The organism is Sulfuriferula plumbiphila (genome assembly GCF_009938015.1).
Lineage (GTDB): Bacteria > Pseudomonadota > Gammaproteobacteria > Burkholderiales > Sulfuriferulaceae > Sulfuriferula > Sulfuriferula plumbiphila.
Genome location: NZ_AP021884.1, coordinates 606639 through 629255 on the forward strand (window position 1 = coordinate 606639; position 22617 = coordinate 629255).

Consider the following 22617-nt stretch of genomic DNA (forward strand, 5'->3'; position numbering starts at 1 on the left):
CAATGCGCAGCAAACTGCAAAAAATCGGTCTGGTCGGTGCGGGGGTCATGCTGGGTGCGGCACTCACCCTCAATTATTCTGCCGTGGCAGATCGCGAAGCCACGCAAGCGCTACCGCTGGACGAACTGCGCACTTTTGCCGAAGTATACGGCAAGATCAAAAGCGATTATGTCGAGCCGGTGGATGACAAAACCCTCATCGATTCCGCCATCAATGGCATGCTGTCCGGGCTGGATCCGCACTCGGCGTATATGAACGCCGACGAATTCAAGGATTTGCAAGTCGGTACCCAGGGCGAATTCGGTGGCCTGGGCATAGAAGTGGGTATGGAAGACGGCTTTGTCAAAGTCGTTTCGCCGATTGATGACACTCCGGCCTTCAAGGCCGGTCTGAAACCGGGCGATCTGATCATCAAGCTGGACGATACACCAGTCAAGGGCATGACGATCAATGATGCGGTCAAGCGCATGCGCGGCAAACCCAACACGCCGATTGTGTTGACCATACTGCGTAAAGGCGTATCCAAGCCGTTTGCCGTCACTCTGATACGTGCTGTCATCAAGGTCAAAAGCGTGAAATACAAGCTGGCCGAGAATGGCTACGGCTATATCCGTATTACCCAGTTTCAGGAACGTACCGGGGAAGACCTGGCCCATGCCCTGGAAGTCCTGCAGAAGGATAACGGGGGCGCGCCACTGAAAGGTCTTGTGCTGGATTTGCGCAATGATCCGGGTGGCCTGCTCAACAGCGCAGTCGGTGTGGCAGCTGCTTTCGTCAAACCCAATTCGCTGGTGGTTTACACTGATGGCCGTACTGCGGATGCCAAGATGAAACTCAACGCCAGTCCTGAATATTACCTGCGAGGCAACCAGGCAGATTACCTCAAGGGCTTGCCTGCCTGGACCAAAACTGTGCCCATCGTGGTACTGGTCAATGGCGGTTCAGCGTCGGCATCGGAGATCGTGTCAGGTGCGTTGCAGGACGACAAACGCGCCATCATCATGGGTACGCAAAGTTTCGGCAAAGGCTCGGTACAGACGGTCCTGCCATTGGGTAACGGTACGGGCATCAAGCTCACCACTGCGCGCTACTACACGCCAGCCGGACGCTCGATCCAGAACAAGGGCATCACCCCGGATATCGTGGTGGAAGAGGGCACGGTCACCGGAGCCCAACGCGACCCCAATCTGAATATCCGTGAGGCCGATCTGGACCGGCATCTTGACAATCCCCAAACAGGCACGCACAAGCCCGCAACTACACCAGCAATCATCATCGTGCCGGAAAAACCCGCCAAGCCAGTTAAGCCGGAAAAATTAGAACCAGGCGAAGTCATCTCCAAAAATGATTTCCAGTTCAACCAGGCCTTAAGCCTGCTTAAGGGCTTGAGCATTATCCGTGCACGGGAAAAATAAGCGCCCGGAAAAACGGCTGACTTGCTAGGGCTGCCCGGTTGCGCGTATTCTGATCACGCGTGCCGGAAAGTCGGCGTTTTCAAGTGCTTGTGATGAAACCCAGCGATCAGGAAAAAACCCGCGAAATCGTGTTCAGCGCGATGCCTGTGCGCCAGGCCGAGGCTGCGCTGGCTTTGCTGGATGGCATGCGGGGCATGCATGTGGAGCCGGGCCGCCACCCCAATAGTATCGTGGTGCATTACGACGTGTGTGACTACACCCTGGAAAAACTGGAGTCTGCCTTGCTGGCACAAGGATTTCACCTCGATAATGCCCTGTTGCAGAAACTGCGCCGCGCGCTGGTATATTTTTGCGAGCGTAACCAGCGCGACAATCTCAGCGTGCCGCCGTCCCAACAAAAATCCGCCAAACCTTTCGTGGAGGCCTTTCAGCATCATCCCCACGGCGACCAGGACGACACTCCGGAAGAGTGGCGTACTTACAAGTAACGCAGCCGCCGCACCCTGACATGAACGACGACCAGCTGCTGCGTTATAGCCGCCACATCCTGCTGCGCGAAATAGACGTGCCTGGCCAACAGCGCATCACCAATGCGCGCGTGCTGGTGATTGGCGCCGGCGGACTGGGCTCGCCGGTGTTGTTGTACCTGGCTGCGAGCGGGGTTGGGCAGATTACCGTGTGCGATGACGACAACGTGGACATCAGCAACCTGCAGCGCCAGATTGCCCATTGCAGCGATGCAATCGGTCGTAACAAGGCCGAATCTGCCGCCGCTGCCATGCGCGCGATCAACCCCGGCATAGATGTGCAGGTGTTGACACAGCGCCTGGCAGGCGCGGCATTGGCAGCCCAGGTCGCCGCTGCCGACGTGGTGATAGACGCCAGCGATAACTTTGCTACACGCCATGCCGTGAATCGCGCCTGTGTGGAACACCGCAAGCCTTTGGTCTCTGGCGCTGCGATAGGATTCGACGGCCAGGTCACGGTATTCGATCTGCGCTACGCAGGCAGCCCTTGCTATCATTGTCTGTATCCCGATACCGGCAGCAGTGACGAAATACGCTGTGCAGAAAATGGCGTGTTCTCACCGCTGGTAGGGATGATCGGTACAGTGCAGGCTGCCGAAGCGCTCAAATTAATGTGTGGCGCGGGTGAATCGCTCAATGGCAGGCTGCTGTTGCTTGACGCCCTCAACATGCAGTGGCGCAGTGTCCGTTTGCAGAAAGATCCGGGTTGCGGGGTATGCGGGATCCTGCGTTAGACTTTCGCCTTCAGGTCGGCACTTAATAATGCCCATTGCGTCGTAAATGCCTCTGCGGGGAGGCGCCTGAATCCGCTTTTGGCGAATTGGTGCCAGCGCCCAATGACATAGCATAGCAGCAGATTGCCCGCTGCCGTCGTATCCAGCTCGGCACGGGTATCGCCATTCCCTGCAGCGATACGCAGGCACTGGCGCAAGGTGGCTTCCAGGCGGTCATGCAATTGATTGATGCGCGCCTGCAGGCGATCGTTTTCGTTGACCAGTGCATCGCCAATCAATACCCGCGTCATGCCCGGATTTTTTTGTGCGAAACCAAGCAGCAGCGAAAGAATTGCCTCGGCCTGGCTGAGCCCGCTTTGCTGGCTGCCGGTGATTTTATTGATTAACCCAAACACCGACTGTTCGATGAATTCAATCAGCCCCTCGAACATCTGCGCCTTGCTGGCAAAGTGGCGGTACAGCGCGGCTTCGGATACATCGAGCCGGGCTGCCAGCGCGGCAGTGGTGATTTTTTCACCACCGGGCGTTTCCAGCATGCCAGCTAAAGTTTGCAGAATCTGAAATTTGCGCTCTCCGGGTGCTGCCACGCCGTTCCCCTTTTATAGTGAGCATCTATGAAAATCCAAACCTCGTTGCGACCAGGCGTTGCCCAGAAACTTGAGTGCTTGCATGGAAATTATTACGGGACGCACAAAAAATCATTCGTGTCCCGTCGCGCTCATGGTTTTGAATTTTTAGCGATGCTAAGCGTTTGATTACTGTTTAACTGAATAATGGCGGGTCTGCACGGACTTGAACCGTGTAGCAAGGGATTATGAGTCCCTGGCATAGGGTAACATTGGATAACAATTATTTATTATTAATAGGTTAGATAAAAACATGTTTGCTTTATGGCTTTGTTGTACGACTACGCCGCTGAGCCTGCGTTGAACTATTGCGCCGCACGTTTTTGTTGCCCCAATTGATGCCTTAATCAAGGTCAACCGGGCGCTAATTCTAACTGAGAATTGGCGCCAATGGTCATCAATACTACAACCTATATTCCGATATTCTGGAACCGGCTTGTCAAGGATGTGTGCCTGAAATCAAAAGGAATCCAGCGCTATTGATCAATCAGTCACTACCCGTCACCCTCCGCTTTTTCCGCAATGCCTCATACACCCGGCTGGTCCCTGCAAAATACTCTTTTATCAGCACGCACCTTGGCCGACTCCAGCGCATCCGAGCCATGGCCTGACATTACTCCAGATAACGTTTTTATCATGAGTAAAAGCGGTAACGTTATTGACATGGATCTGTGGGCCGTCTGCTTGACAGATCCCGCAAAAAAATAGCGCAGTTAGTGCCCTGGTTCCAGCTGTCTTCAAACCTACCGTTTGGTGGACGAATGGCTAAAAAACCACCGGAGAAAGTGAACGATTCGAGGCCTCGCAATTATTGGTTGATAATTTCTAAATCAGTAGATTCCAATACGCTGATATACTGGATCCGATTTGAATCAAGCTGTCCGATGTGTCGTCTGCTGGTTGAGGAGTTACAACATGGATCTTCTGCACAACCCGGAGTTTCTGTCCCGCGCGCAATTCGGTTTCATTGCCCTGTTTCATATCCTCTGGCCGCCATTGACCATCGGCCTTGCCCTGATTCTGTTTGGTCTTGAGGCCGCCTGGGTCAAAACCGGGAAAGTCGTTTATTACCACCAGGCACGCTTCTGGACCAAAATTTTCCTCATCAACTTCGGTGTCGGCGTGATCAGCGGCTTGCCGATGGAGTTTTCCTTCGGTACCAACTGGGGGCCATTCTCCATCGCCAGCGGCGACTTTTTCGGCAATATTCTGGGTTTTGAAACCGCCATGGCGTTCATGCTGGAGGCCGGTTTCCTTGGCATCATGTTGTTCGGCTGGAAGCGTGTAAGTGCCGGCATGCACCTGTTTGCCACCGGCATGGTGGCGTTCGGCAGCACGCTGTCGGCGTTCTGGATCATGGTCGCCAATTCGTGGATGCAGACTCCCAGCGGGGTCGAAATGCAGAATGGCAAGCTTGCCATCACCAGCTACTTCGACGCGATATTCAATCCGGATCTGGCGCACGGCTTCGGGCACATGTTCATGGCCTGTCTTGAAATCTCCCTGGTGGTGACCGCTGGCGTGAGTGCCTACTACCTGCTGAACAACCGCCACAGGGATTTCTTTTTACCCGCATTCAAATGGTCAGTGCTGTCACTGGTACTGGTGGCACCCCTGCAAATCCTGATTGGCGACTCGGCCGGTGCCGCGCTGGCGCAGACGCAACCGGCCAAACTGGCGGCAATCGAATCGCTGTGGCACACCAACAAGCCGGGCGAGGGCGCGCCCTGGGCAATCCTCGCTGCACCCAACCCGGCGGCGCAAAAGAACGACTGGGAAATCACCGTTCCGGACGTCACCAGCCTGATTGTCACCCATTCGCTGAACGGCACAGTGCAGGGGTTGACCGACTTCAAACCCGCCGACCAGCCGCCGGTGCTGATCCCGTTTTACGGTTTTCGCGTGATGGTCGCGGCAGGGGGGTTCATCGCCTTCATGGCGTTGACGACGCTGTGGCTGCTGTGGCGTCGACGCGAGCGTATGCAGCCCGCCAGCGTGGGGCAGAATAAATGGCTGTTGCGTGGCTGGATGCTGGCCATCCCGGCGGCGTATATCGCCATCGAAGCGGGCTGGCTGGTACGCGAGGTGGGGCGGCAGCCGTGGATCGTGTACGGCATGATGCGCACCGCACAAGGCGTCAGCAAAATTTCCGTGGCGGTATTGCAGTGGTCATTGCTGTCTTTCGTGGTGTTTTATAGCGCCATCGGCATCGCGGCGCTGGTCTTCATGCGCGGCGTCCTGCGTAAAGGGCCGGTGTTTGAAGATCCGCCGCATCAACCTGCCCGGCACGCCGATATTGTGACCCAGCCCGTTGTTGTTGGAGGAGGTCATTGATGGATGTTATCGCGCTAGATTCTACGCACCACCTGCTGGCGACCATCTGGTTCCTCATCATCGGGCTGTTCATGGTGATTTATGTGGTGCTCGATGGCTTCGATCTCGGCGTCGGTGTGCTCTCGTTGTTTGTCGGCGACGAGCCGCGTCGCGCGGCCATGATGTCCAGTTTGGGCAGCATCTGGGACGCCAACGAAACCTGGCTGGTGGTCATCGGCGGCACGCTGTTCGGCGCATTTCCACTGGTGTACGGCACCGTGTTGCACGGGCTGTACATTCCGGTCATCGTCATGCTGCTTGGCTTCATGCTGCGCGGCGTGTCGTTTGAATTCCACGAATTGTCTACCAACAAACCCATCTGGAGTTTCACATTCGGGCTGGGCAGTCTGATTGCCGCCCTGGCGCAGGGTTTTACTCTGGGCGGGCTGTTGAATGGCGTGCAAGTGGTCAACGGTGTCTATGCGGGCGGTACGATGGACTGGCTGTCGCCATTCAGCGTATTTGTCGCCATCGGTGTCGTGGCCGGTTACGCCATGCTGGGCTCGACCTACCTGATCATGAAATCGCGCGGCATGATGCAGGACGCCTGCTTTGCCCGCGGCCAGTGGCTGGCACTGACCATGATGGTGGCTGCTGCCGTGGTCACGGTGTGGACACCGCTGCAATTCCCGGCCATTTTTGCGCGCTGGCTCAGCGTTCCCAACGTGTATTACTTTGCGCTGCTGCCGCTGGCCGCGCTTTTCAGTCTGGTCATGCTGCTGCGCGCGCTCAAAAACCGTTCCGAGGTGGCGCCGTTTGTATGGACCACACTGATCTTCCTGTTTTCCTTTGCCGGGCTGGCGGCGACCTGGTTTCCCTACATCATTCCCGGCTACATCACCATCGATCAGGCGGCAGCATCGAACAACACGCTGGTGTTCATGCTGGTCGGCATCGGTATGCTGATCCCGGTGATGATTACTTACAATATTTACCAGTACGTGGTGTTCCGCGGCAAGGTCGATCCGGATAACACGCATACGTATTAAGGGTGGTCTCGGAAAGCGGAAAATAAAGCACGCTAAGGTTCTGCGGCACGCGCACGGCTTTTTCGCGGTGACCAGCGCGCCGCCCGGCGCCCCATTTCAGCAAAGCGACAGACTGCTCACAATGTGTCATTGGCCGCTCACAAACCCCAGGTGCCACTAACAACCTCATCACCATTCAAAATCAAGCTTATGAATGGGTTAATCGATGGCTCCGAGTAGCAGCTGTGCCGCCAAGCCAAGGCCAAGAGAAACGATCAAGGCAATGAGCCAGACCGTTCTGATCAGGAGCATGTGTCCGTGCAGCTGCACGACGGTCTCGCCACCCTCATCGCGCGGACGGAACATGGGCACGATAATCCGCAGGTACACCGCCAGCGACAGAACGCTGTTGAGGATAGCCACGAAGGCGAGCCAGGTGAAATGTGCGTCAATGGCGGCACCAAACAGCAGGAATTTTCCAGAAAATCCTGCAAGCGGCGGGATGCCGACGAGTGACATGAGAAATATCGTCATCGCGATGCCGGTGACCGGCCTGGTACGCCCCATGCCCGTAAATGCATCAAGCGTACGGCCCGTGCACTGGATGATGGCGAACGCCCCAAGGTTCATGGCTGCGTAGGCGGCAGCGAACACGACAAGGGACGCAAGCGCAAGGGAGCTTGCCCCTGCCGCGGCGATGCCAAGCAGGAAATAGCCCGCCTGGGCAATCGATGAATAGGCCAGGAGTCTCACGACGTTTTCCTGCACCAGGGCAGCGAGATAACCCCAGGACATGGTCAGCACGGCCACGGATGCGACTACAAACGGCCAGCCGGTGGTCGTGGGCAGGTCGCGGGCAACCTGGGCCAGGGCAAAAATTGCACCGATCTTCGGCACCACAGAGAGATACGCGGCGACCGATATAGGGGCACCTTCGTAGGCATCGGGGGCCCAGAAATGGAATGGTGCCAGTGACGCCTTATAACCCAGGCCGGTAATCACGGCGGCCAGGCCGATCGTTGCGGCGAGCGGTGTCTTGTCGAGATGCACCAGATCAGTGAACAGCGTGGATCCGGTTCCGCCGAACCAGTAGGAGAGGCCGAAAATCATCACGCCACCCGTCACCGAAGCGAATACGAAAAACTTCATGGCGGCCTCGGTCGCGGCGTCGTTTCGAGGGTGCGCGACCAGTGCGAAAGCTCCGAGCGAGGACAACAGCACACCCAGCACCAAAAACATGGTGTCGCCACTCCCGGCCAGTACCAGCGCGCCAAACGTGACGAAGCAGAGCAGGCTGTAGACGGTACCTTCCCGATCGCTGCCGGCGAGTTCGGCGCGCGCCAACAACAGCGACAGCACGGTGGCTGGCAGTAGAATCAGCTTGGCCCAAATACTCAGCGTATCGATGCGGAAGGTGCCTCCGAATACCTCGGTATCCACACCCAGCAACGGAAGGGTCAAGCCCGTAGCGAGCAATAGCCCGCCAGCGGCAAAAGCCAGCGCAGCGCGCGACAGGCGCAACATCTCGAACACCAAGGCACCGGCACCGGCGATCAGCACCACCATCTCGGGGATCAGGTACGGCAGGTCGTGCGCCATCTGAGTCATGCCAGTCGTGTACCCATCAAAAATGCAGGGCCGCAGTGGTCTGGTGAATCGTGCCCAGTAGCCATGATGGTGCAATGCCTATGCTGATGATCAGCACCAGGAGCGGCGCCAGCGTCAGAACTTCACGCGCGTTCAGATCAGGCATGCCCGCCCACTGTTCGCGGGGTGCGCCGAAAAATACTTTGCCGATGGCGCGCAGGTACAGGCCAGCCGTAATCACAATGCCGAGAATCACAATGAGCGCCACCGGTTCCTCGCGCAGTGTGGCGAGGAAGATCTGGAACTCGGCCGGAAAATGGGCAAGCCCCGGCAGGCCGAGTGAGGCGAATGCTGCCAGTACAAATGACCAGCCGAGCAGCGGTACAAACTTCAGCAGGCCGCCGAAACTGTCCATCTCGCGCGTGTGCGCACGATCATTCAGCATGCCGATCAGGAAGAACAGCGCGCCTGTGACCAGACCATGGCTGACCATCTGCAGAACCGAACCATCCAGCGCCATAGCGCGTATAGCAGGCTGGGTGGTCAGCGCAGCGATAGCGACGCCGACAATGACATAGCCCATGTGGTTGACTGAAGTATAGGCGACCATGCGCTTCAGATCGCTCTGTGCCAGCGCTGCAAAGGCGCCATATAGTGCACTGAATACGCCGAAAACAAGGACCACAACGCCGGCTTGGCGAAAGGCATCGGGTGTCATCTGCAGGGCGAAGCGCACCAGGCCGTAGGCGCCGAACTTGAGCATGACGCCGGCGAGGATGACGCTGCCGGCGGTCGGCGCCTGGACGTGGGCAGCCGGCAGCCAGGTATGCAGGGGGAAGACCGGCGTCTTCACCGCGAAGGTAAACAGCATCGCGACCAGCGTCAGCATGGCCGCCGTGCCGGTCAACGGTGGACTGGCGATCCAGGCGCGCATGTCAAAGGTATGCGGATCACTGCCCAGGTAAAGGCCGAGAATGGCGAGCAGCAGCGGCAGGCTGCCCAGCAGGGTATAGAGGAAGAACATCAGCGCCGCACGCTGTCTGTCCTCATGACCCCAGCCGGCGATCATGAAGTACATGGAAACCAGCGACACTTCGAAAAAGACGTAGAACAGCAGTGCGTCGAGTGCCGTGAAGGTGCCGATCGAGGCCGTCTCCAGCAGCAGCATCAGGATCACGTAGGCGTGGGGGCGCTCCCTCACGTTGGCCGAAAAGATGAAGGTCAGAAAGAACAGGAACGCGGTCAGCAACACCAGGGACAGGCTGATGCCATCCACCCCCACCCGATAGCTGGCGCCGATGGTCGGTATCCAGTCGAACTGCTCCACCTGCGAGAACCCCCCTGAATCCACACCCCGCGACCACATCCACAGCGCGCCGGCCAGCACCAGTGCGCTGGTGAGGATGCCTATGCCGTGCACAACAGAGGCCGGTGTCCGGCGCAGGGCCATGACAGACAGCGCCCCCAGCAGAGGCAGAAACAGGGTCGTCGACACAATGGGAAACACGCCGGATTCTCCTCTTCAAATATTCTGAATGATCATGTTAAAGCCAGCAGGCTGGCCATCAGGGCCGCCAGGATAAGGGCCGCACCCACCACGCTCATGGCCAGCTCGCGGTGGATCAGACCGCTTTGCAGCGTGCGCACCTGGGCGCCCAACGCCAAACTGCCGCGCACCAGGGCGAAAATCAGTCCATCGACCCCGCGTTCGTCGCTCTTGCGTACCACCCGGCCAATGGCGAGGCCGAGCCGACCCATTGCGAGGATCGCCCTATAGAGCCTGCTTTCGAGTTGCTCGCAGGCCTGTGCCAGGGCCAGGGCAGGGCGCACGACCCAGGCATCCATGCCGCCTGCGATGGCAAAGCCTTGCTGTGCCCAGGTCAGGAGAGGCCCCAGCAGGCGCTGGCCACCGGCAAACCAGCCCAGCACCAGGCCGGTTAGCGCCGCCCCCAGTCCTGCAATCTGCGCCACGGTGCTTTCAGGCAGGTGGCTGACCAGCACCCCCTCGATAGACGGAAAGGCGCGTCCCAGGATGACGGCCAGGCTGGCCAGACCGGCGAGTCCCGCGCCCATCCAGGCCAGCCCAGCCACCGGCCGCTTCTGGCGCTCGCCGCGCCACAGGATGCGCAGCGCCCGAGCCATGTAGGCCCCCGTCAGCAGCGTCCCAGCCAGGGCGAGTGAACCGAGCAGGGCGGCATGTTCCGAAGACAGGGCTGCAGCAATGACAGCATCCTTGGAAAAGAAACCACTCAAAGGCGGGATGCCGGCCAGCGCCAACGCTGCCAGCGCAAAGCCGGCGAAGATGCGCGGCCGGTCATGCCCGGCACCATGCAGGTCCGTCAGTCGTGTGGACTCGCGGCTGTGCTGAAACACGCCTGCGCCGAGAAACAGCGAACTCTTGATGGCCGCATGCGCGATCAGGTGCAGCAGCGCCGCCAGGGGTACACCGGCGCCCACCGCTACCAGCATGAGGCCATATTGGCTGGAGGTCGAAGCCGCCAACAGGCGCTTGAGGTCCTTCTCGCCCAAGGCGATGAGGCCCGTGACGACCGTGGTCACACCGCCGACCAGGCCAACGGCGAGCAGGGCATCGGACGGCAGCAGCGGCGAGGTACGGATCAGCAGGATGGCCCCGGCCGCCACCAGCGTGGCCGAGTGCAGCAGGGCCGAGACCGGTGTGGGACCGGCCATCGCACCCAGCAGCCAGTCGTGCAGCGGTGTCTGTGCCGACTTGCCCATGGCGGCGACCAGCAGCAGGAGCCCTGCGGCGAAGGCGGCAGCGCCGCCCGTGTGCAGGGCGGCGGCAATTTCGCTGCTGCCGGTCGCGGCGATCAGGATGAAAACCGCCGTGTAGAGACCCAGGTCGGCCGTTCGCGTATAGAGAAAGGCGCGGGTGGCGGCCGCCCATACGCCGGGGCGCTGGTACCAGAAGCCGATCAGCAGATAACTGCTCAGCCCGATGAGTTCCCAGGCCGCCAGCAACAACACCCAATCGCCGGCCAGCACCAACGTCTGCATGGCGGCAATGAAAAACGACAGGGTGGCAAAGAAACGGGGCTTGTCCGGATCCTCTTTCATATAGCCGACGGCATAGACCAGTACGAAGGCGCCCACGACGGCGACCATTACGGACAGGAGCGCATTCAGGGGTTCGGAAATCAGGCGCAAGGGCATGTCCGGCAGGCCGGGCAGGATCAGCGTGTGGTGCACGCCGTCGAAGGCATCGGCCAGCAGCCACAGGCTCGCAACCAAACCAATTCCCGCACCCGCCAGGGCGAATGCAGCGGGTGCGCGACGCACCAACGGGATCAGAGCTGCCGCCGCGAGCGGCGCGAGCACGACAAGGGCAAGGAAGCTCATCCTTTCAGCTCCTGAGCTTCTTCCATTTCCACAGACCCCTTAGTGCGAAAACGCGCGATCGCCACCCCGAAACCGACTGCCATTTCCAGTGCCATCACCGTCATGACAATGAGCACGAACATTTGGCCAGCATAGCTATCCGGGTGCAAAAAGCGCCAGAAGGCGACCAGGTTAACCAGGGCGCCGGCCAAAATCAGCTCCACGCCCATCATGATCATGACCAGATTGGTCTGCGACAAGGCACCATAGATCCCCACACCAAACAGCGCGGCGCCGATGAACAGGGCCAGCAGCAGGTCCAGACTCATGACGTTTTCTTCCGTTGCAGGGCCGGCATCGCCACCGCAGTGGCAGCGATCATCGCGGTCAGGATGGTGACACCGGCGGTCTCGAAGATGAGCATCGATCGGCCGAGCAGTTCCATACCCAGCGCGCGCGTCTGTTCCGCCGCCGCCGGGGCTGCAACGCCATCCGCGCCCCAGTGCGTGAACAGGGCGATGCCGGCCGTGACCAGCGCACCCGCCACGCCGGCCAGGATGGACAGTTGCTTCTGGTGAGTCATTTCCATTTCACCGAGTCCGCCCGGATCCATCATGAACATCACCATGAAGATGGCCATGATGCTCATCTCCGTGGCCATCATCATGATCTGCAGGACGCCGAGAAACTCCGCCTGCATGGCCAGGAACATGGCGCCGAGGGCGGTCTGCGAGAACAGCAGCGCCAGGGCCGAGCGCATCATCGAAGAGGTGCGAAAGACGGATACGCCGAACGCGACGGAGGCGATACCGAAAAAAGCAATGAACAGCGTCTGCAGAGTGATCATGGCCATATCAGTACCAAAACGCCGACGATAAAGAGGTTGAGCAGAGCCAGCGGGATGCCCAGTTTCCAGCTCCAGGCCAGCAGATGCGCCTCACGAATGCGCGGCAGATAATGCCCGGTCAGCAGCATGGCGGCGCTGACGGCGAGGATCTTGATGGCGCTCCACACCCAGGGCGGCAGTGCCGGGCCCAGCCAGCCGCCCAGGTAGAATACCGTCGTGGCCGCCGCCAGCGACACGACCAGCACCATCCTGGCCAGCCGGAACACGGCCAGGCGCGCGCCGGTGTATTCGGCCTCCACGCCGCCCGCCAGCTCCCCGCCCGCGGTGGGCAGGTCGAAAGGTGGCAGAAAGGACACGGCCAGGGCGGCGATGAAGAACAGCACGAAACCCAGCGGCTGATAGACGATGTTCCATACCGCGCCCTGCGAGTCGACGATATCCGTGGTGAGCAGTGACTCGGCGCGCATGGCGACCGCCGTGATGGGCATGACGATGAGCATGGAGTAGGCGATCACCTGTCCCAGGAACCGCCAGCCGCCCACCAGTGCGTAGGCACCGTCCACCCCCCACCCTGCCATCAACAGCGCTACCAGCACATAGGCCAGCGCCGCGTTGACGAACAGGGCGCCGGTAGCCAGATCGGTAATGACCAGCTGCGGGCTCAGTGGCAGCACGGCGGCGGCCAGCAGCGCGGCGACGAGCAGCAGGACCGGTGCGGTTTCGAAGAAGAGCCTGTCCGGTGTCCGGGGTACGATGGATTCCCGGCCCAGCAGTGCCATGGCTGCCCATGCCGGGGCTGCCAGCCGGAAACGACCACTCGCAAGCCAGGCCTCCAGGACCGCGACCAGGTATGCACCCGCCAATAGAAACGACACGACTATCAGGGTGTTCATGCCACGACCTCCCAGGGCGACAGATCCAGGGAACAGACTGTCGTCAGCGCATCGCCCAGCTCCTGTTGGGCCAGCAGGTCCGGCAGCAGGCTCATGTGAAACGTGGAGGGGGTATCCAGGCGCGCCTGAATCACCCGGCCGCTGTCCAGGATCAGGTTCAGACGCGCTTCGCCGCGTGGTGTTTCCACCGTGGCCTGCCCTTCACCCGAAGCTGCCCCGCTATCGACAGACGCTGGTTCCTTCAATACGCCCGCCGACTGGATGAGCGCGAGACTTTGCCGCATTTCCTCCAGCCGGATGCGCAGACGGTCGAGGGCATCCCCGCCTTTCCGGCGCATCACCCGGAATGACAGCGCGTTATAGGTTTCATCGGTAGTGCGTGCATCGGACCACATGCCCGCAGCCCGCGCCACCGGTCCCCGCAGGCCAGGGGCCGACGCAACGGGGCCGATTCCGGAAAGCCGGGAGCGCAGCAGTGGGGTGCGTGCCAGCCGGCCCGCCAGTGCATGCACGGCCGGGCGCAGGCGCATGATCCCGGGCAGATCGGCCCGCAGGCATTCCAGCTGCATCCGGGCCGCGTGCCGTTCGAGCCACGCAAAACCGGTCTGGCGGCCCAGTTGCGCCAGCCAGCCCAGATGGCTGGCGATGCGCTCGCGCTCCAGCGCCACGACGCGTCCGCGCAGTATTTCCTGGTCGGGCGTGCGTCCGGTTGCGGCCTCCAGCGCGCGGCAGGCGAGCAGGCGGTAGGCCACTGGCGTGAGGGGATCCATCGCGCCAAGGTGGTCAACGAAGCGGGTTGCCTCCATCCCGGTTGCCGGCAGCGACCCTGCCCCACCGACCAGCGACTGTGCATGCGCCTTCGCGACGGCGTCCCCGTCGAGCGTCAGGGTCAGCAGCAGGCCACCAGGCAGGCCGGGGAACAAGGGGCCGAACGGCACCTCGATCCAGTCCATCGGCAGGCCATCCGGACTGCGTGGCAGATCCTTCGTGACTTCGACCATGGACATGAACCCCATCTCGCTGTGATCCCTATCCGCATGATCCATGCCCACATGATCATGGCCAGAATCGCCGGCCGGTACGCTTTCACGGGGGACCAGGGCCATGCCACACTTGGGACAGGAACCCGGCATGTCCTGCACAACCTCCGGGTGCATGGGGCAGGTGTACTCGATGCGGGCTTCCAGCATCGGCGCATTGAAATCGGCGGGATCGGCCTGGAAGGCACCCTGAGCCAGCAGCTTTCGTAGCTGGGCCACACCATTGAGAAGATGCTGCTGAGTCGGCGCTGCGGTCAAGTCGGCTTTGGGCAGAGACGCGAGTTCACCGCAGCCCAGCGCAAAGATCGCGCGCGGACGCATCATCTGTGCGTACAGAACGGCCGCGGCGGCTCCCAGTTCAGGGGGGACGGGGCCGACCAGCAGCAATATATTGGCATGACGCGGTGTGACGACGATCCGCAGACCGGCTGCACCGGGATCCAGGCCTCTGGCGTGTGCCACTTCCAACCCCGGCACAACGAGTGCGCGCAAATCCCGCGCCATGCCCGTGGCCACCAGGCGGTGCAGCCATGTTGGTTTACCCCGCCGGGCGCCGGAAATCATCTTATTGCCTGCGCAGTGCACCCTGACTCCAGCCGTACAGCAGGCCGAGAAAGAGGATGGCCAGGAAAACGCCCATATCCAGCAGGGCGACCAGTCCTTCCTGCCTGTATACCACCGCCCACGGGTACATGTAGGCCATTTCCATGTCGAAGGCCAGGAACAGCAGTGTATAGCCATAATAACGTGCGTGGTAGCGCACCCAGACAGGATTTCTCGAAAGTTTGCCTGCCGTGGCAGGTACGTTCTTGCCCGGTTCCTGTTGCGTGCGGCCAATAGCGCGGGTCAGGGCAAAGAGGCACAGAACCAGTCCGATCACACCGCTGGTTAGGCCCAGCAGCAAGCCGTACTGTTGCAATGTACCCATTTCACCCCTCGTTAAATTATCGAAGTTGCTGGTCAGCCCGATGGCTGGATCGTATTGAACGCAGCCCGGTTTGTCCACCGGTTTGAACCTAAAAACCGTAGTTGACCGCTCATTTCCCTCATGAGAGCCGCATGAATACTGAGTATTCCGCCTTCGTTCGCATTCACCTTCTGGGTGACATCGCTACGCACCCGCCGGTACGTCCGGTCGCGCGCCTGCCTTTGTCGCGCCTCGTTGCTTTGCGGCAGCCACACGCCCAGACGCACCATCGGGCGCGTCCCACTGCGGTTTCTAGGTTGAAATAGCGGCGCTGTTTGTATAGGACTTGGCGTGGATGGCGAAGTAGGTCTCTGCCCGTGTGTAACGTGGAGCAAGGCACCGGTATCGGCACCCTGGCTCAGGGATGGGGCAGGTGGACATCACAAATTGCTGGCCTTGTGTGTGGCTATGGGCAATCCTCGCGCTGAGGTTTGCAGCGCCGACCTGTTTGCACATCACCGGGCAGCACGAATAGAAGCGGAGTCACGGCCAATACTATGAATCATGAATTGGCTTGCTTGAGAGCAGTATTCAATGAGCTGATAAAGTCAGATCTGTGCCTATTGCGTCTGAGCTCGAACCGGAAATACATGAACACCACAGAAAACACTGTGATAAAGCCTAACGATGGCTATGAAATACGCACGCTAGGCACCAGAGCAGCTTCAGGAATCTAAAACTTTGAATCCGCTGGCTGCGTTGAACTTTCGTTGAACCTTTAAGGGGGATCAACATGGTTTTGCACTCGCAAAACCGCTATTTATGGTGGGTCTGCACGGACTTGAACCGTGGACCAAGGGATTATGAGTCCCCTGCTCTAACCATCTGAGCTACAGACCCGAAAACGAGGCGAACTATACCATCGGCTGCAATGCTGCGCTACGCCACAAGGCGCCGAGGCGGCCCCGGTGTTGCGGACGTTCAGGAATTGCCGCTGTTGTCGATGAAGCTCTTGAGACGGTCAGAGCGCGATGGGTGGCGCAGTTTGCGCAGCGCTTTGGCTTCGATCTGGCGGATACGCTCACGGGTTACGTCGAACTGTTTGCCGACTTCCTCCAGGGTGTGGTCGGTATTCATCTCGATGCCGAAACGCATGCGCAGCACTTTGGCTTCGCGTTGCGTCAGGCCATCGAGAATATCCTTGGTCACTTCCTGCAGGCTGCCGTAAACGGCGGCGTCTATCGGCGCCAGCGTGGCGGTGTCTTCTATGAAATCGCCCAGATGGGAATCCTCGTCGTCGCCGATAGGGGTTTCCATGGAAATAGGCTCTTTGGAGATTTTGAGTATCTTGCGGATTTTCTCCTCGGTCATTTCCATTTTTTCGGCCAGCAATTCCGGGTCGGGTTCCTTGCCGGTTTCCTGAAGAATCTGACGCGAGATACGGTTCATCTTGTTGATGGTCTCGATCATGTGCACCGGAATACGAATGGTGCGTGCCTGATCCGCGATGGAGCGGGTGATGGCCTGACGGATCCACCAGGTGGCGTAGGTCGAGAACTTGTAGCCGCGCCGGTATTCGAATTTGTCCACGGCTTTCATCAGGCCGATGTTGCCTTCCTGGATCAGGTCGAGGAATTGCAGGCCACGGTTGGTGTATTTTTTTGCAATGGAAATCACCAGGCGCAGGTTGGCCTCGATCATTTCACGTTTGGCGCGGCGCGCGCGCGCTTCGCCAGTGGACATCTGGCGATTGATTTCCTTCAAGTCCTTGATCGGGATGCCCACTTTTTCCTGCAGGGCAATCAGGCGTTGCTGACGTTCGACGATAGTGTGCTGGTAGCGTGTCAAATCCTCTGAGTAGGCCTTTTTCGAATTGATTTCCTTGGTAACCCAGTCCAGATTGCTTTCGTTGCCTGGAAACACCTTGATGAAGTGGGCGCGGGGCATACCTGATTTGTTCACCGCGAATTCCATGATGTCACGCTCGTGGCTGCGGACTTCTTCCACCAGATTGCGCAAGCCTTCGCATAGCGCCTCGACTTGCTTGGCAGAAAAGCGGATATTCATTAGCTCAGCGGAGAGCTCTTCCTGCAGTTGCAGATACTGCGGGCTGCCGAAGCCGTTTTTCTTCAACGTGGCCTGTATCCGCTTGAATACCTTGCGGATGACTTCAAAGTGCGCCATGGCGTCGATCTTGAGCTGAGCGAGATTGGCTGCAGCCAGCGCGCTACCGTCATCTTCCTCGGCATCTTCGTCGAGCTCTTCTTCGAGTTCGCTGATGTCAACCTCGGGCTCGCTGGCGATCGCTTCGAGTTCTTCTGCTACGACACCATCCACGAAATCGTCAATGCGAATTTCCTCACGCTCAACCTTGTCCACCAGTGTCAGGATTTCCTGAATCGTGGTGGGACAGGCGGAGATGGCCTGAATCATGTGTTTCAAGCCGTCTTCAATGCGTTTGGCAATTTCGATTTCGCCTTCACGCGTGAGCAGTTCCACCGAGCCCATTTCGCGCATGTACATGCGCACCGGGTCAGTGGTGCGGCCGAACTCGGAATCCACGGTAGATAACGCAGCCTCGGCCTCGGCCACCACGTCCTCATCGGCGACTGCCGGGGCGGCGTCGGACATCAACAGGGTCTCGGCATCAGGGGCTTCGTCATAGACCTGGATGCCCATGTCATTGATCATGCTGATGACGCCTTCGATCTGTTCGGCATCCAGCATGTCATCTGGCAAATGGTCGTTGATCTCGGCGTAGGTCAGGTAGCCCCGCTCCTTGCCGAGCACAATCAGATTCTTCAGGCGTGTGCGTCGGGCTTCGACATCTACCGTTTTCACCTCGCCTTTTTCGTGATCGTTTGCCATATGTCTTGGTCCAGTAAAATTTGGTGCATCAAAAAAACTGACAATTATACCTTTGTTCGAGCCTGATCGCTCATTTTTCCACCTGCTGTCTGGCATTAACCAATTGTCGCAACGCTGCTTTTTCGGTTTCACTCAGTGCGCTGACGGGCTTGTCGGTTACACGCGCACCCCGCTGTTTGTCGAGTTGCATGCGTGCCTGATAACAGGCGTCAGCAAATTCGGCGCTGATGTCGAGATCGGCTGCCCAGCCCATTATTTCCGCGCTGGCGCGCTGCAGGATGGACGCCAAAGCGTTATCGCGAAAATGGTCTATCACGCTCGCAGTGCCTAAATTGGGATGAACGCGCAGCAATTCAACCACAGCGCGTAGCGCGTCTGCATCCGGGTCAGTTGGGGCAATCAAACTGGCGTCAAGTTCCCGTGCCAGGCTGGGCATAAACAGAATCGCACGCAGCAGCCAGTGCCAAATGGAAGCGGGTGCCTGGCGTGGGGCACGGACAGGTGCACGCGCCGGGTTGAATTGCCGGGATTTGATCTGCCACAAGCTGTCGAGTTCGGACAGCTGCAGATTTGCCAGTTCGGCGCAACGTTTGCGCAGCAGGAGTGCCAGGGCGGGTGCGCGTATCTGGCTTAACAGGGGGTGCGCAGCCTGCAAAAAGGCACTGCGTCCTTCGCTGCTGGCCAGGTCATGCTGGGCTGCCAGCTCCTTGAACAGATAGGCAGATAGCGGTACCACCTCGCCGCCCAGCAGCGCTTCGAAAGCGCCTTTGCCAAATGCGCGAATATAGCTGTCCGGGTCGTGTTCCGGCGCCAGAAACAAAAACCCGACACGACTGCCATCGCTCAGTATGGCCAGGCTGTTTTCCAATGCGCGCCAGGCGGCGTGCCGTCCGGCGGCGTCGCCATCAAAGCAGAACACGAGCTCATCAGTGTGGCGCAGCAGTTTTTGCACGTGCGCCGCGGTGGTGGCGGTGCCCAGGGTGGCGACGGCGTACTCCACCCCATGCTGCGCCAGTGCCACCACGTCCATATAGCCTTCCACCACAATCACGCGTCCCGCATCGCGGATTGCGCGGCGTGCCTGGAACAGGCCATACAGCTCGTTACCTTTCTGGAATAGCGGCGTTTCCGGTGAATTCAGGTACTTGGGTTCAGCTGCGTCGAGCACGCGGCCGCCATAGCCGATGACATCCCCGCGTTGCCCGACAATCGGGAACATGATGCGGTCGCGAAAACGGTCATAACGCTGCCCGGCGTCGTTAACGATGACCAGCCCGGCTTCGGCCAGCGCCGGATCGGCATACTGGTCGAACACCGCTGCGAGATTCTGCCAGCCGGCTGGGGCATAGCCAAGGCCAAAGCGGGCGGCGATTTCGCCCGTCAAGCCGCGTTTCTTGAGGTAGTCAATTGCGTGCGGTGTTTGTTTGAGTTGCTGGCGATAGAACTGTGCGGCGCGCTGCATGATTTCGACCAGGCTGGCGGCCTGCCTGGCGCGTTCCGGGTTGGCGGCAGGCCCCTCCGGCACGCTTATGCCCATTTGGCCGGCCAGTTCCCTGATGGCGTCCACATAGCCCAGCCCGGCGTATTCCATCAAAAAACCAATGGCGCTGCCGTGGGCGCCACAGCCAAAGCAATGATAGAACTGCTTGGTGGGCGAGACGGTGAAAGAAGGGGATTTTTCGTTATGAAACGGGCAACACGCCTGATAGTTGGCGCCGGCTTTTTTCAGCGGCACACGGCGGTCTATCACCTCCACGATATCCACGCGGTTCAGCAGCGTCTGGATAAAATCCTGCGGGATCATCTTGTTCCCTCGGGGTGGTGACGTAACAACGCCGCTACGCGGCGGACAATCAGCCCGCCAGCTTGGCTTTGATGTGGATGGAAACTTGCGCCATGTCTGCGCGCCCGGCGAGTTGTGTTTTTAGAAGCGCCATCACCTTGCCCATATCCTTGATGCCGGCAGCGCCGGTATTCGTAATGGCCTGGATGATCAGGCTATCTATTTCTTCAGCGGATGCGGCTTGAGGCATGTAAGCTTGCAACACGCCGCTTTCGAATTTTTCGATGTCCGCCAGCTCCTGGCGTCCGGCAGCCTCAAACTGGGTAATCGAATCGCGGCGCTGCTTGAGCATTTTGTCGATCACGGCGATGATTTGTGCATCATCCAGTTCGATACGCTCATCCACCTCGCGTTGTTTGATCGCGGCGAGCAATAACCGAATTGCCCCCAGGCGTGCCGCATCCTTGGCGCGCATGGCGGTTTTCATGTCTTCGGTGATGCGTGCTTTGAGACTCATAAGCTTATTACCGGCTGGAACAGCGCCCGGTTTGATGATTAATACATCTTGGGTGGCAGGGTCTGGCTGCGGATGCGTTTGAAGTGACGCTTGACTGCGGCGGCCAGCTTGCGCTTGCGCTCGGCAGTGGGCTTTTCGTAAAACTCGCGTGCGCGCAGTTCGGTCAACAGACCGGTTTTCTCAACAGTGCGCTTGAAACGACGCATGGCAACTTCAAAAGGCTCGTTTTCCTTGACGCGAATGTTCGGCATGAAATCTTGTCTCCAGGGACGGAAAAAACCTCAATTATAACTGAAAAAGCGTTTTTTTCAAGGCTATGCATTGCCCTGTCCGTGTGGCGCGATTAAACTCCTGCCCATGCTTATTCTGGGAATCGAATCTTCCTGCGACGAAACCGGTATCGCCCTATACGACACCGGGCGCGGACTACTGGCGCACGCACTTCATTCCCAGGTTGCCATGCACGCCGAATATGGCGGTGTGGTGCCCGAGCTCGCCTCACGCGACCATATCCGGCGTGCGCTACCGCTGACCCGCCAGGTACTGGCACAGGCAGGGTGCACGTTGGCCGACATTGACGCGATTGCCTATACCGAAGGTCCCGGTCTGGCTGGCGCGCTGCTGGTAGGTGCCGGCATCGCCCATGCGCTGGGCGTGGCGCTGGGGGTGCCGGTGCTGGGGGTACATCACCTCGAGGGGCATTTGCTCTCGGCGCTGATTTCCGATACGCCGCCGCAATTTCCGTTTGTGGCGCTGCTGGTATCGGGCGGGCATACGCAATTGATGCAGGTCGACAGCGTGGGGCGTTACACCACGCTGGGCGATACCCTGGATGACGCTGCGGGCGAGGCGTTCGACAAGACCGCACAACTGCTTGGTTTGGGCTATCCGGGCGGGGCGGCGTTATCGACGCTGGCGCAGACCGGCGACCCGCAGCGCTTCAAGCTGCCGCGTCCGATGTTACATTCGGGCGACCTCAATTTCAGTTTCAGCGGTTTGAAAACCGCGGTGCTCACACTCACGCAAAAACATCCCGGTCCCGCTGACCGCGCCGACATCGCTGCTGCGTTTCAGCTTGCCATGGCCGAGGTGCTGACGGCCAAATCGCTGGCGGCGCTCAAACAAACCCGATCCAGGCGGCTGGTGGTAGCCGGTGGCGTGGGTGCCAACCGGCAGTTGCGCGAGGCCTTGAACGCAGGCGTTAGCAAACTGGGCGGTGCGGTATTTTTCCCGCGCCTGGAGTTTTGTACCGATAACGGCGCGATGATTGCCTTTGCCGGCGCGATGCGCCTGGTGCATGGCGGGCGTGCCGCAGGGGTGTTTACGGTACGGCCACGCTGGGACTTGCAGGAAATCCCGGCACCCCATAATCATCCGGGCACCGTCATGGCTTAAGATGCGGTGCCATGCCGTGCACCCAGCCAAGCAACAGCTTGCCGCCCGGCAGTTGCGCCAGCACCTCCGGGAACAAAACCAGGCCGAACAACAGCGCCAGCACGCAGATCAATAACAGGGTGGAAAACACGCTCTGCGGGCGTAACACCCCCCAGTAGCGCATGGCGAGGAACATGACATCCTTGCGATGCTCTGACATGCGCCGCCAGCGCAATGCCAGCCGCACCACCAAATACACCGCATAGCCGCCGGTGAGCGCGGCGAACACAATGCGGAACACGCCAAACAAATCAATGCTGCCTGCCACAAAGTGCTGGTACAGCCACGACACAAACCCCACCAGGATGGAAGCGCTTACCGCAATGAGCACATTGAAAAACAGTCGCCGCCGCTCGCGCGACAAATCCTGCTGGCGCTGGATGAAAAAGCTGTCCACTTCCAGCTTAAAGTATTCCACCTTGTCCTGTACCAGCGCAGAAATTTCGCGTTTGGCCACCGCCATGCGTTCATCCAGAACAGCGCCCAGACGATCAGCAGCATAGTCCACCAGCTCGCGCACGTCGTCCTTGGTGAACTGGCGCTGGTTGTGCAATTCGGCAGAAATCTTGTCGAGCTTGGCGTCGATTTCCTGGCTGGCGCCCACGACCACGTCGCGTAATTCCGCACCGACGCTGGCTGCGCCTTCCTTGACCACGCTGCCCAGTTTGTCGCCCGCCAACTCGATGCTGTCTTTCGAGACCTGGGCCAGGCTCTCGCGCGCGTAGTTGATTTCTTTTTCAAACCAGGCCATGTCTGTCC

General features: G+C 59.5%; 21 protein-coding genes, 1 tRNA gene and 1 pseudogene. 7 read left to right on the forward strand and 16 right to left on the reverse strand.

Going from position 1 to position 22617, the window contains the following annotated elements; all coding sequences use genetic code 11:
- Positions 1 to 2: 2 nt before the first annotated feature.
- The 3 genes from GZH91_RS03185 (at position 3) to GZH91_RS03195 (ending at position 2676) form a co-directional block, all read left to right on the forward strand.
- Positions 3 to 1415: a S41 family peptidase gene (locus GZH91_RS03185; protein ID WP_147070707.1), complete on the forward strand. Its 1413-nt coding sequence runs from the start codon at positions 3 to 5 to the stop codon at positions 1413 to 1415.
- A gap of 92 nt (positions 1416 to 1507) precedes the next feature.
- Positions 1508 to 1903: a hypothetical protein gene (locus tag GZH91_RS03190; RefSeq protein WP_147070710.1), complete on the forward strand. Its 396-nt coding sequence runs from the start codon at positions 1508 to 1510 to the stop codon at positions 1901 to 1903.
- A 20-nt stretch (positions 1904 to 1923) separates the two neighbouring features.
- Positions 1924 to 2676, forward strand: a complete 753-nt coding sequence (locus GZH91_RS03195; RefSeq protein ID WP_147070712.1) for a HesA/MoeB/ThiF family protein — start codon at positions 1924 to 1926, stop codon at positions 2674 to 2676.
- Here GZH91_RS03195 and slmA read toward each other — a convergent pair.
- Positions 2673 to 3263, reverse strand: coding sequence for a nucleoid occlusion factor SlmA (gene slmA / locus GZH91_RS03200; RefSeq protein WP_147070714.1), 591 nt, complete (start codon positions 3261 to 3263; stop codon positions 2673 to 2675). The two genes, GZH91_RS03195 and slmA, sit on opposite strands and share 4 nt — an antisense overlap.
- A gap of 954 nt (positions 3264 to 4217) precedes the next feature.
- Between slmA and GZH91_RS03205 the strand changes: the two genes are divergently transcribed.
- Entirely contained in the window at positions 4218 to 5636 is a 1419-nt protein-coding gene (locus tag GZH91_RS03205) for a cytochrome ubiquinol oxidase subunit I (protein WP_147070716.1), read from the forward strand.
- Entirely contained in the window at positions 5636 to 6664 is a 1029-nt protein-coding gene (cydB, locus tag GZH91_RS03210; protein ID WP_147070718.1) for a cytochrome d ubiquinol oxidase subunit II, read from the forward strand. The genes GZH91_RS03205 and cydB overlap by 1 nt, the downstream gene beginning before the upstream one ends.
- Positions 6665 to 6862: 198 nt before the next feature.
- Here cydB and GZH91_RS03215 read toward each other — a convergent pair whose 3' ends face one another.
- From GZH91_RS03215 to GZH91_RS03255, 9 genes and pseudogenes are all read right to left on the reverse strand, one after another.
- Positions 6863 to 8251: an NADH-quinone oxidoreductase subunit N gene (locus GZH91_RS03215; protein WP_198415384.1), complete on the reverse strand. Its 1389-nt coding sequence runs from the start codon at positions 8249 to 8251 to the stop codon at positions 6863 to 6865.
- Positions 8252 to 8267: 16 nt separating this feature from the next.
- Complete coding sequence (locus tag GZH91_RS03220; RefSeq protein ID WP_147070719.1) at positions 8268 to 9737, reverse strand: complex I subunit 4 family protein; 1470 nt, start codon at positions 9735 to 9737, stop codon at positions 8268 to 8270.
- Positions 9738 to 9769: 32 nt separating this feature from the next.
- On the reverse strand, positions 9770 to 11590 hold the full coding sequence (locus GZH91_RS03225) for an NADH-quinone oxidoreductase subunit 5 family protein (RefSeq protein ID WP_147070721.1): 1821 nt from the start codon (positions 11588 to 11590) through the stop codon (positions 9770 to 9772).
- A complete protein-coding gene (gene nuoK, locus GZH91_RS03230; RefSeq protein WP_147070723.1) occupies positions 11587 to 11898 on the reverse strand; it encodes an NADH-quinone oxidoreductase subunit NuoK in 312 nt (103 codons plus the stop codon). Before nuoK ends, GZH91_RS03225 begins: the two co-directional genes overlap by 4 nt.
- Positions 11895 to 12416: an NADH-quinone oxidoreductase subunit J family protein gene (locus GZH91_RS03235; RefSeq protein WP_198415385.1), complete on the reverse strand. Its 522-nt coding sequence runs from the start codon at positions 12414 to 12416 to the stop codon at positions 11895 to 11897. Before GZH91_RS03235 ends, nuoK begins: the two co-directional genes overlap by 4 nt.
- On the reverse strand, positions 12413 to 13309 hold the full coding sequence (locus tag GZH91_RS03240; RefSeq protein ID WP_147070725.1) for an NADH-quinone oxidoreductase subunit H: 897 nt from the start codon (positions 13307 to 13309) through the stop codon (positions 12413 to 12415). Before GZH91_RS03240 ends, GZH91_RS03235 begins: the two co-directional genes overlap by 4 nt.
- A complete protein-coding gene (locus GZH91_RS17745; RefSeq protein ID WP_443098181.1) occupies positions 13306 to 14415 on the reverse strand; it encodes an NADH-quinone oxidoreductase subunit D-related protein in 1110 nt (369 codons plus the stop codon). Before GZH91_RS17745 ends, GZH91_RS03240 begins: the two co-directional genes overlap by 4 nt.
- Positions 14401 to 14499, reverse strand: a pseudogene (locus tag GZH91_RS18500) (heavy metal-binding domain-containing protein); the annotation flags it as partial. The pseudogene GZH91_RS18500 and the gene GZH91_RS17745, both read right to left, overlap by 15 nt.
- A gap of 415 nt (positions 14500 to 14914) precedes the next feature.
- Positions 14915 to 15277 (reverse strand): NADH-quinone oxidoreductase subunit A, encoded by a 363-nt coding sequence (locus tag GZH91_RS03255; RefSeq protein WP_147070727.1) that lies wholly within the window; start codon positions 15275 to 15277, stop codon positions 14915 to 14917.
- A gap of 131 nt (positions 15278 to 15408) precedes the next feature.
- Between GZH91_RS03255 and GZH91_RS03260 the strand changes: the two genes are divergently transcribed.
- Positions 15409 to 15582 (forward strand): hypothetical protein, encoded by a 174-nt coding sequence (locus GZH91_RS03260; RefSeq protein ID WP_161984162.1) that lies wholly within the window; start codon positions 15409 to 15411, stop codon positions 15580 to 15582.
- 497 nt (positions 15583 to 16079) lie between these two features.
- On the opposite strand, the gene GZH91_RS03265 is transcribed toward GZH91_RS03260, so the two are convergent.
- From GZH91_RS03265 to rpsU, 5 genes are all read right to left on the reverse strand, one after another.
- Positions 16080 to 16156, reverse strand: a tRNA-Ile gene (locus GZH91_RS03265).
- Between the two features lie 81 nt (positions 16157 to 16237).
- Positions 16238 to 18124, reverse strand: a complete 1887-nt coding sequence (gene rpoD, locus GZH91_RS03270) for an RNA polymerase sigma factor RpoD (protein WP_147070750.1) — start codon at positions 18122 to 18124, stop codon at positions 16238 to 16240.
- 70 nt (positions 18125 to 18194) lie between these two features.
- A complete protein-coding gene (dnaG, locus tag GZH91_RS03275; protein WP_147070752.1) occupies positions 18195 to 19928 on the reverse strand; it encodes a DNA primase in 1734 nt (577 codons plus the stop codon).
- Positions 19929 to 19977: 49 nt separating this feature from the next.
- Positions 19978 to 20424, reverse strand: coding sequence for a GatB/YqeY domain-containing protein (locus GZH91_RS03280; RefSeq protein ID WP_147070754.1), 447 nt, complete (start codon positions 20422 to 20424; stop codon positions 19978 to 19980).
- A gap of 38 nt (positions 20425 to 20462) precedes the next feature.
- Positions 20463 to 20675, reverse strand: a complete 213-nt coding sequence (rpsU, locus tag GZH91_RS03285; RefSeq protein WP_124706067.1) for a 30S ribosomal protein S21 — start codon at positions 20673 to 20675, stop codon at positions 20463 to 20465.
- A 106-nt stretch (positions 20676 to 20781) separates the two neighbouring features.
- Between rpsU and tsaD the strand changes: the two genes are divergently transcribed.
- Positions 20782 to 21819: a tRNA (adenosine(37)-N6)-threonylcarbamoyltransferase complex transferase subunit TsaD gene (gene tsaD, locus GZH91_RS03290; RefSeq protein ID WP_147070756.1), complete on the forward strand. Its 1038-nt coding sequence runs from the start codon at positions 20782 to 20784 to the stop codon at positions 21817 to 21819.
- Here tsaD and GZH91_RS03295 read toward each other — a convergent pair.
- Complete coding sequence (locus GZH91_RS03295; RefSeq protein WP_147070758.1) at positions 21809 to 22609, reverse strand: hypothetical protein; 801 nt, start codon at positions 22607 to 22609, stop codon at positions 21809 to 21811. The genes tsaD and GZH91_RS03295 overlap by 11 nt on opposite strands.
- Positions 22610 to 22617: the final 8 nt, after the last annotated feature.

Coding starts and splice junctions, on each gene's coding strand:
- GZH91_RS03185 (WP_147070707.1), top strand. CDS start 3: ATGCGCAGCAAACTGCAAAAAATCGGTCTGGTCGGTGCGGGGGTCATG.
- GZH91_RS03190 (WP_147070710.1), top strand. CDS start 1,508: ATGAAACCCAGCGATCAGGAAAAAACCCGCGAAATCGTGTTCAGCGCG.
- GZH91_RS03195 (WP_147070712.1), top strand. CDS start 1,924: ATGAACGACGACCAGCTGCTGCGTTATAGCCGCCACATCCTGCTGCGC.
- GZH91_RS03205 (WP_147070716.1), top strand. CDS start 4,218: ATGGATCTTCTGCACAACCCGGAGTTTCTGTCCCGCGCGCAATTCGGT.
- cydB (WP_147070718.1), top strand. CDS start 5,636: ATGGATGTTATCGCGCTAGATTCTACGCACCACCTGCTGGCGACCATC.
- GZH91_RS03215 (WP_198415384.1), bottom strand. CDS start 8,251: ATGACTCAGATGGCGCACGACCTGCCGTACCTGATCCCCGAGATGGTG.
- GZH91_RS03225 (WP_147070721.1), bottom strand. CDS start 11,590: ATGAGCTTCCTTGCCCTTGTCGTGCTCGCGCCGCTCGCGGCGGCAGCT.
- nuoK (WP_147070723.1), bottom strand. CDS start 11,898: ATGAGTCTGGACCTGCTGCTGGCCCTGTTCATCGGCGCCGCGCTGTTT.
- GZH91_RS03235 (WP_198415385.1), bottom strand. CDS start 12,416: ATGATCACTCTGCAGACGCTGTTCATTGCTTTTTTCGGTATCGCCTCC.
- GZH91_RS03240 (WP_147070725.1), bottom strand. CDS start 13,309: ATGAACACCCTGATAGTCGTGTCGTTTCTATTGGCGGGTGCATACCTG.
- GZH91_RS17745 (WP_443098181.1), bottom strand. CDS start 14,415: ATGGCCCTGGTCCCCCGTGAAAGCGTACCGGCCGGCGATTCTGGCCAT.
- GZH91_RS03255 (WP_147070727.1), bottom strand. CDS start 15,277: ATGGGTACATTGCAACAGTACGGCTTGCTGCTGGGCCTAACCAGCGGT.
- GZH91_RS03260 (WP_161984162.1), top strand. CDS start 15,409: ATGAATACTGAGTATTCCGCCTTCGTTCGCATTCACCTTCTGGGTGAC.
- rpoD (WP_147070750.1), bottom strand. CDS start 18,124: ATGGCAAACGATCACGAAAAAGGCGAGGTGAAAACGGTAGATGTCGAA.
- dnaG (WP_147070752.1), bottom strand. CDS start 19,928: ATGATCCCGCAGGATTTTATCCAGACGCTGCTGAACCGCGTGGATATC.
- GZH91_RS03280 (WP_147070754.1), bottom strand. CDS start 20,424: ATGAGTCTCAAAGCACGCATCACCGAAGACATGAAAACCGCCATGCGC.
- rpsU (WP_124706067.1), bottom strand. CDS start 20,675: ATGCCGAACATTCGCGTCAAGGAAAACGAGCCTTTTGAAGTTGCCATG.
- tsaD (WP_147070756.1), top strand. CDS start 20,782: ATGCTTATTCTGGGAATCGAATCTTCCTGCGACGAAACCGGTATCGCC.
- GZH91_RS03295 (WP_147070758.1), bottom strand. CDS start 22,609: ATGGCCTGGTTTGAAAAAGAAATCAACTACGCGCGCGAGAGCCTGGCC.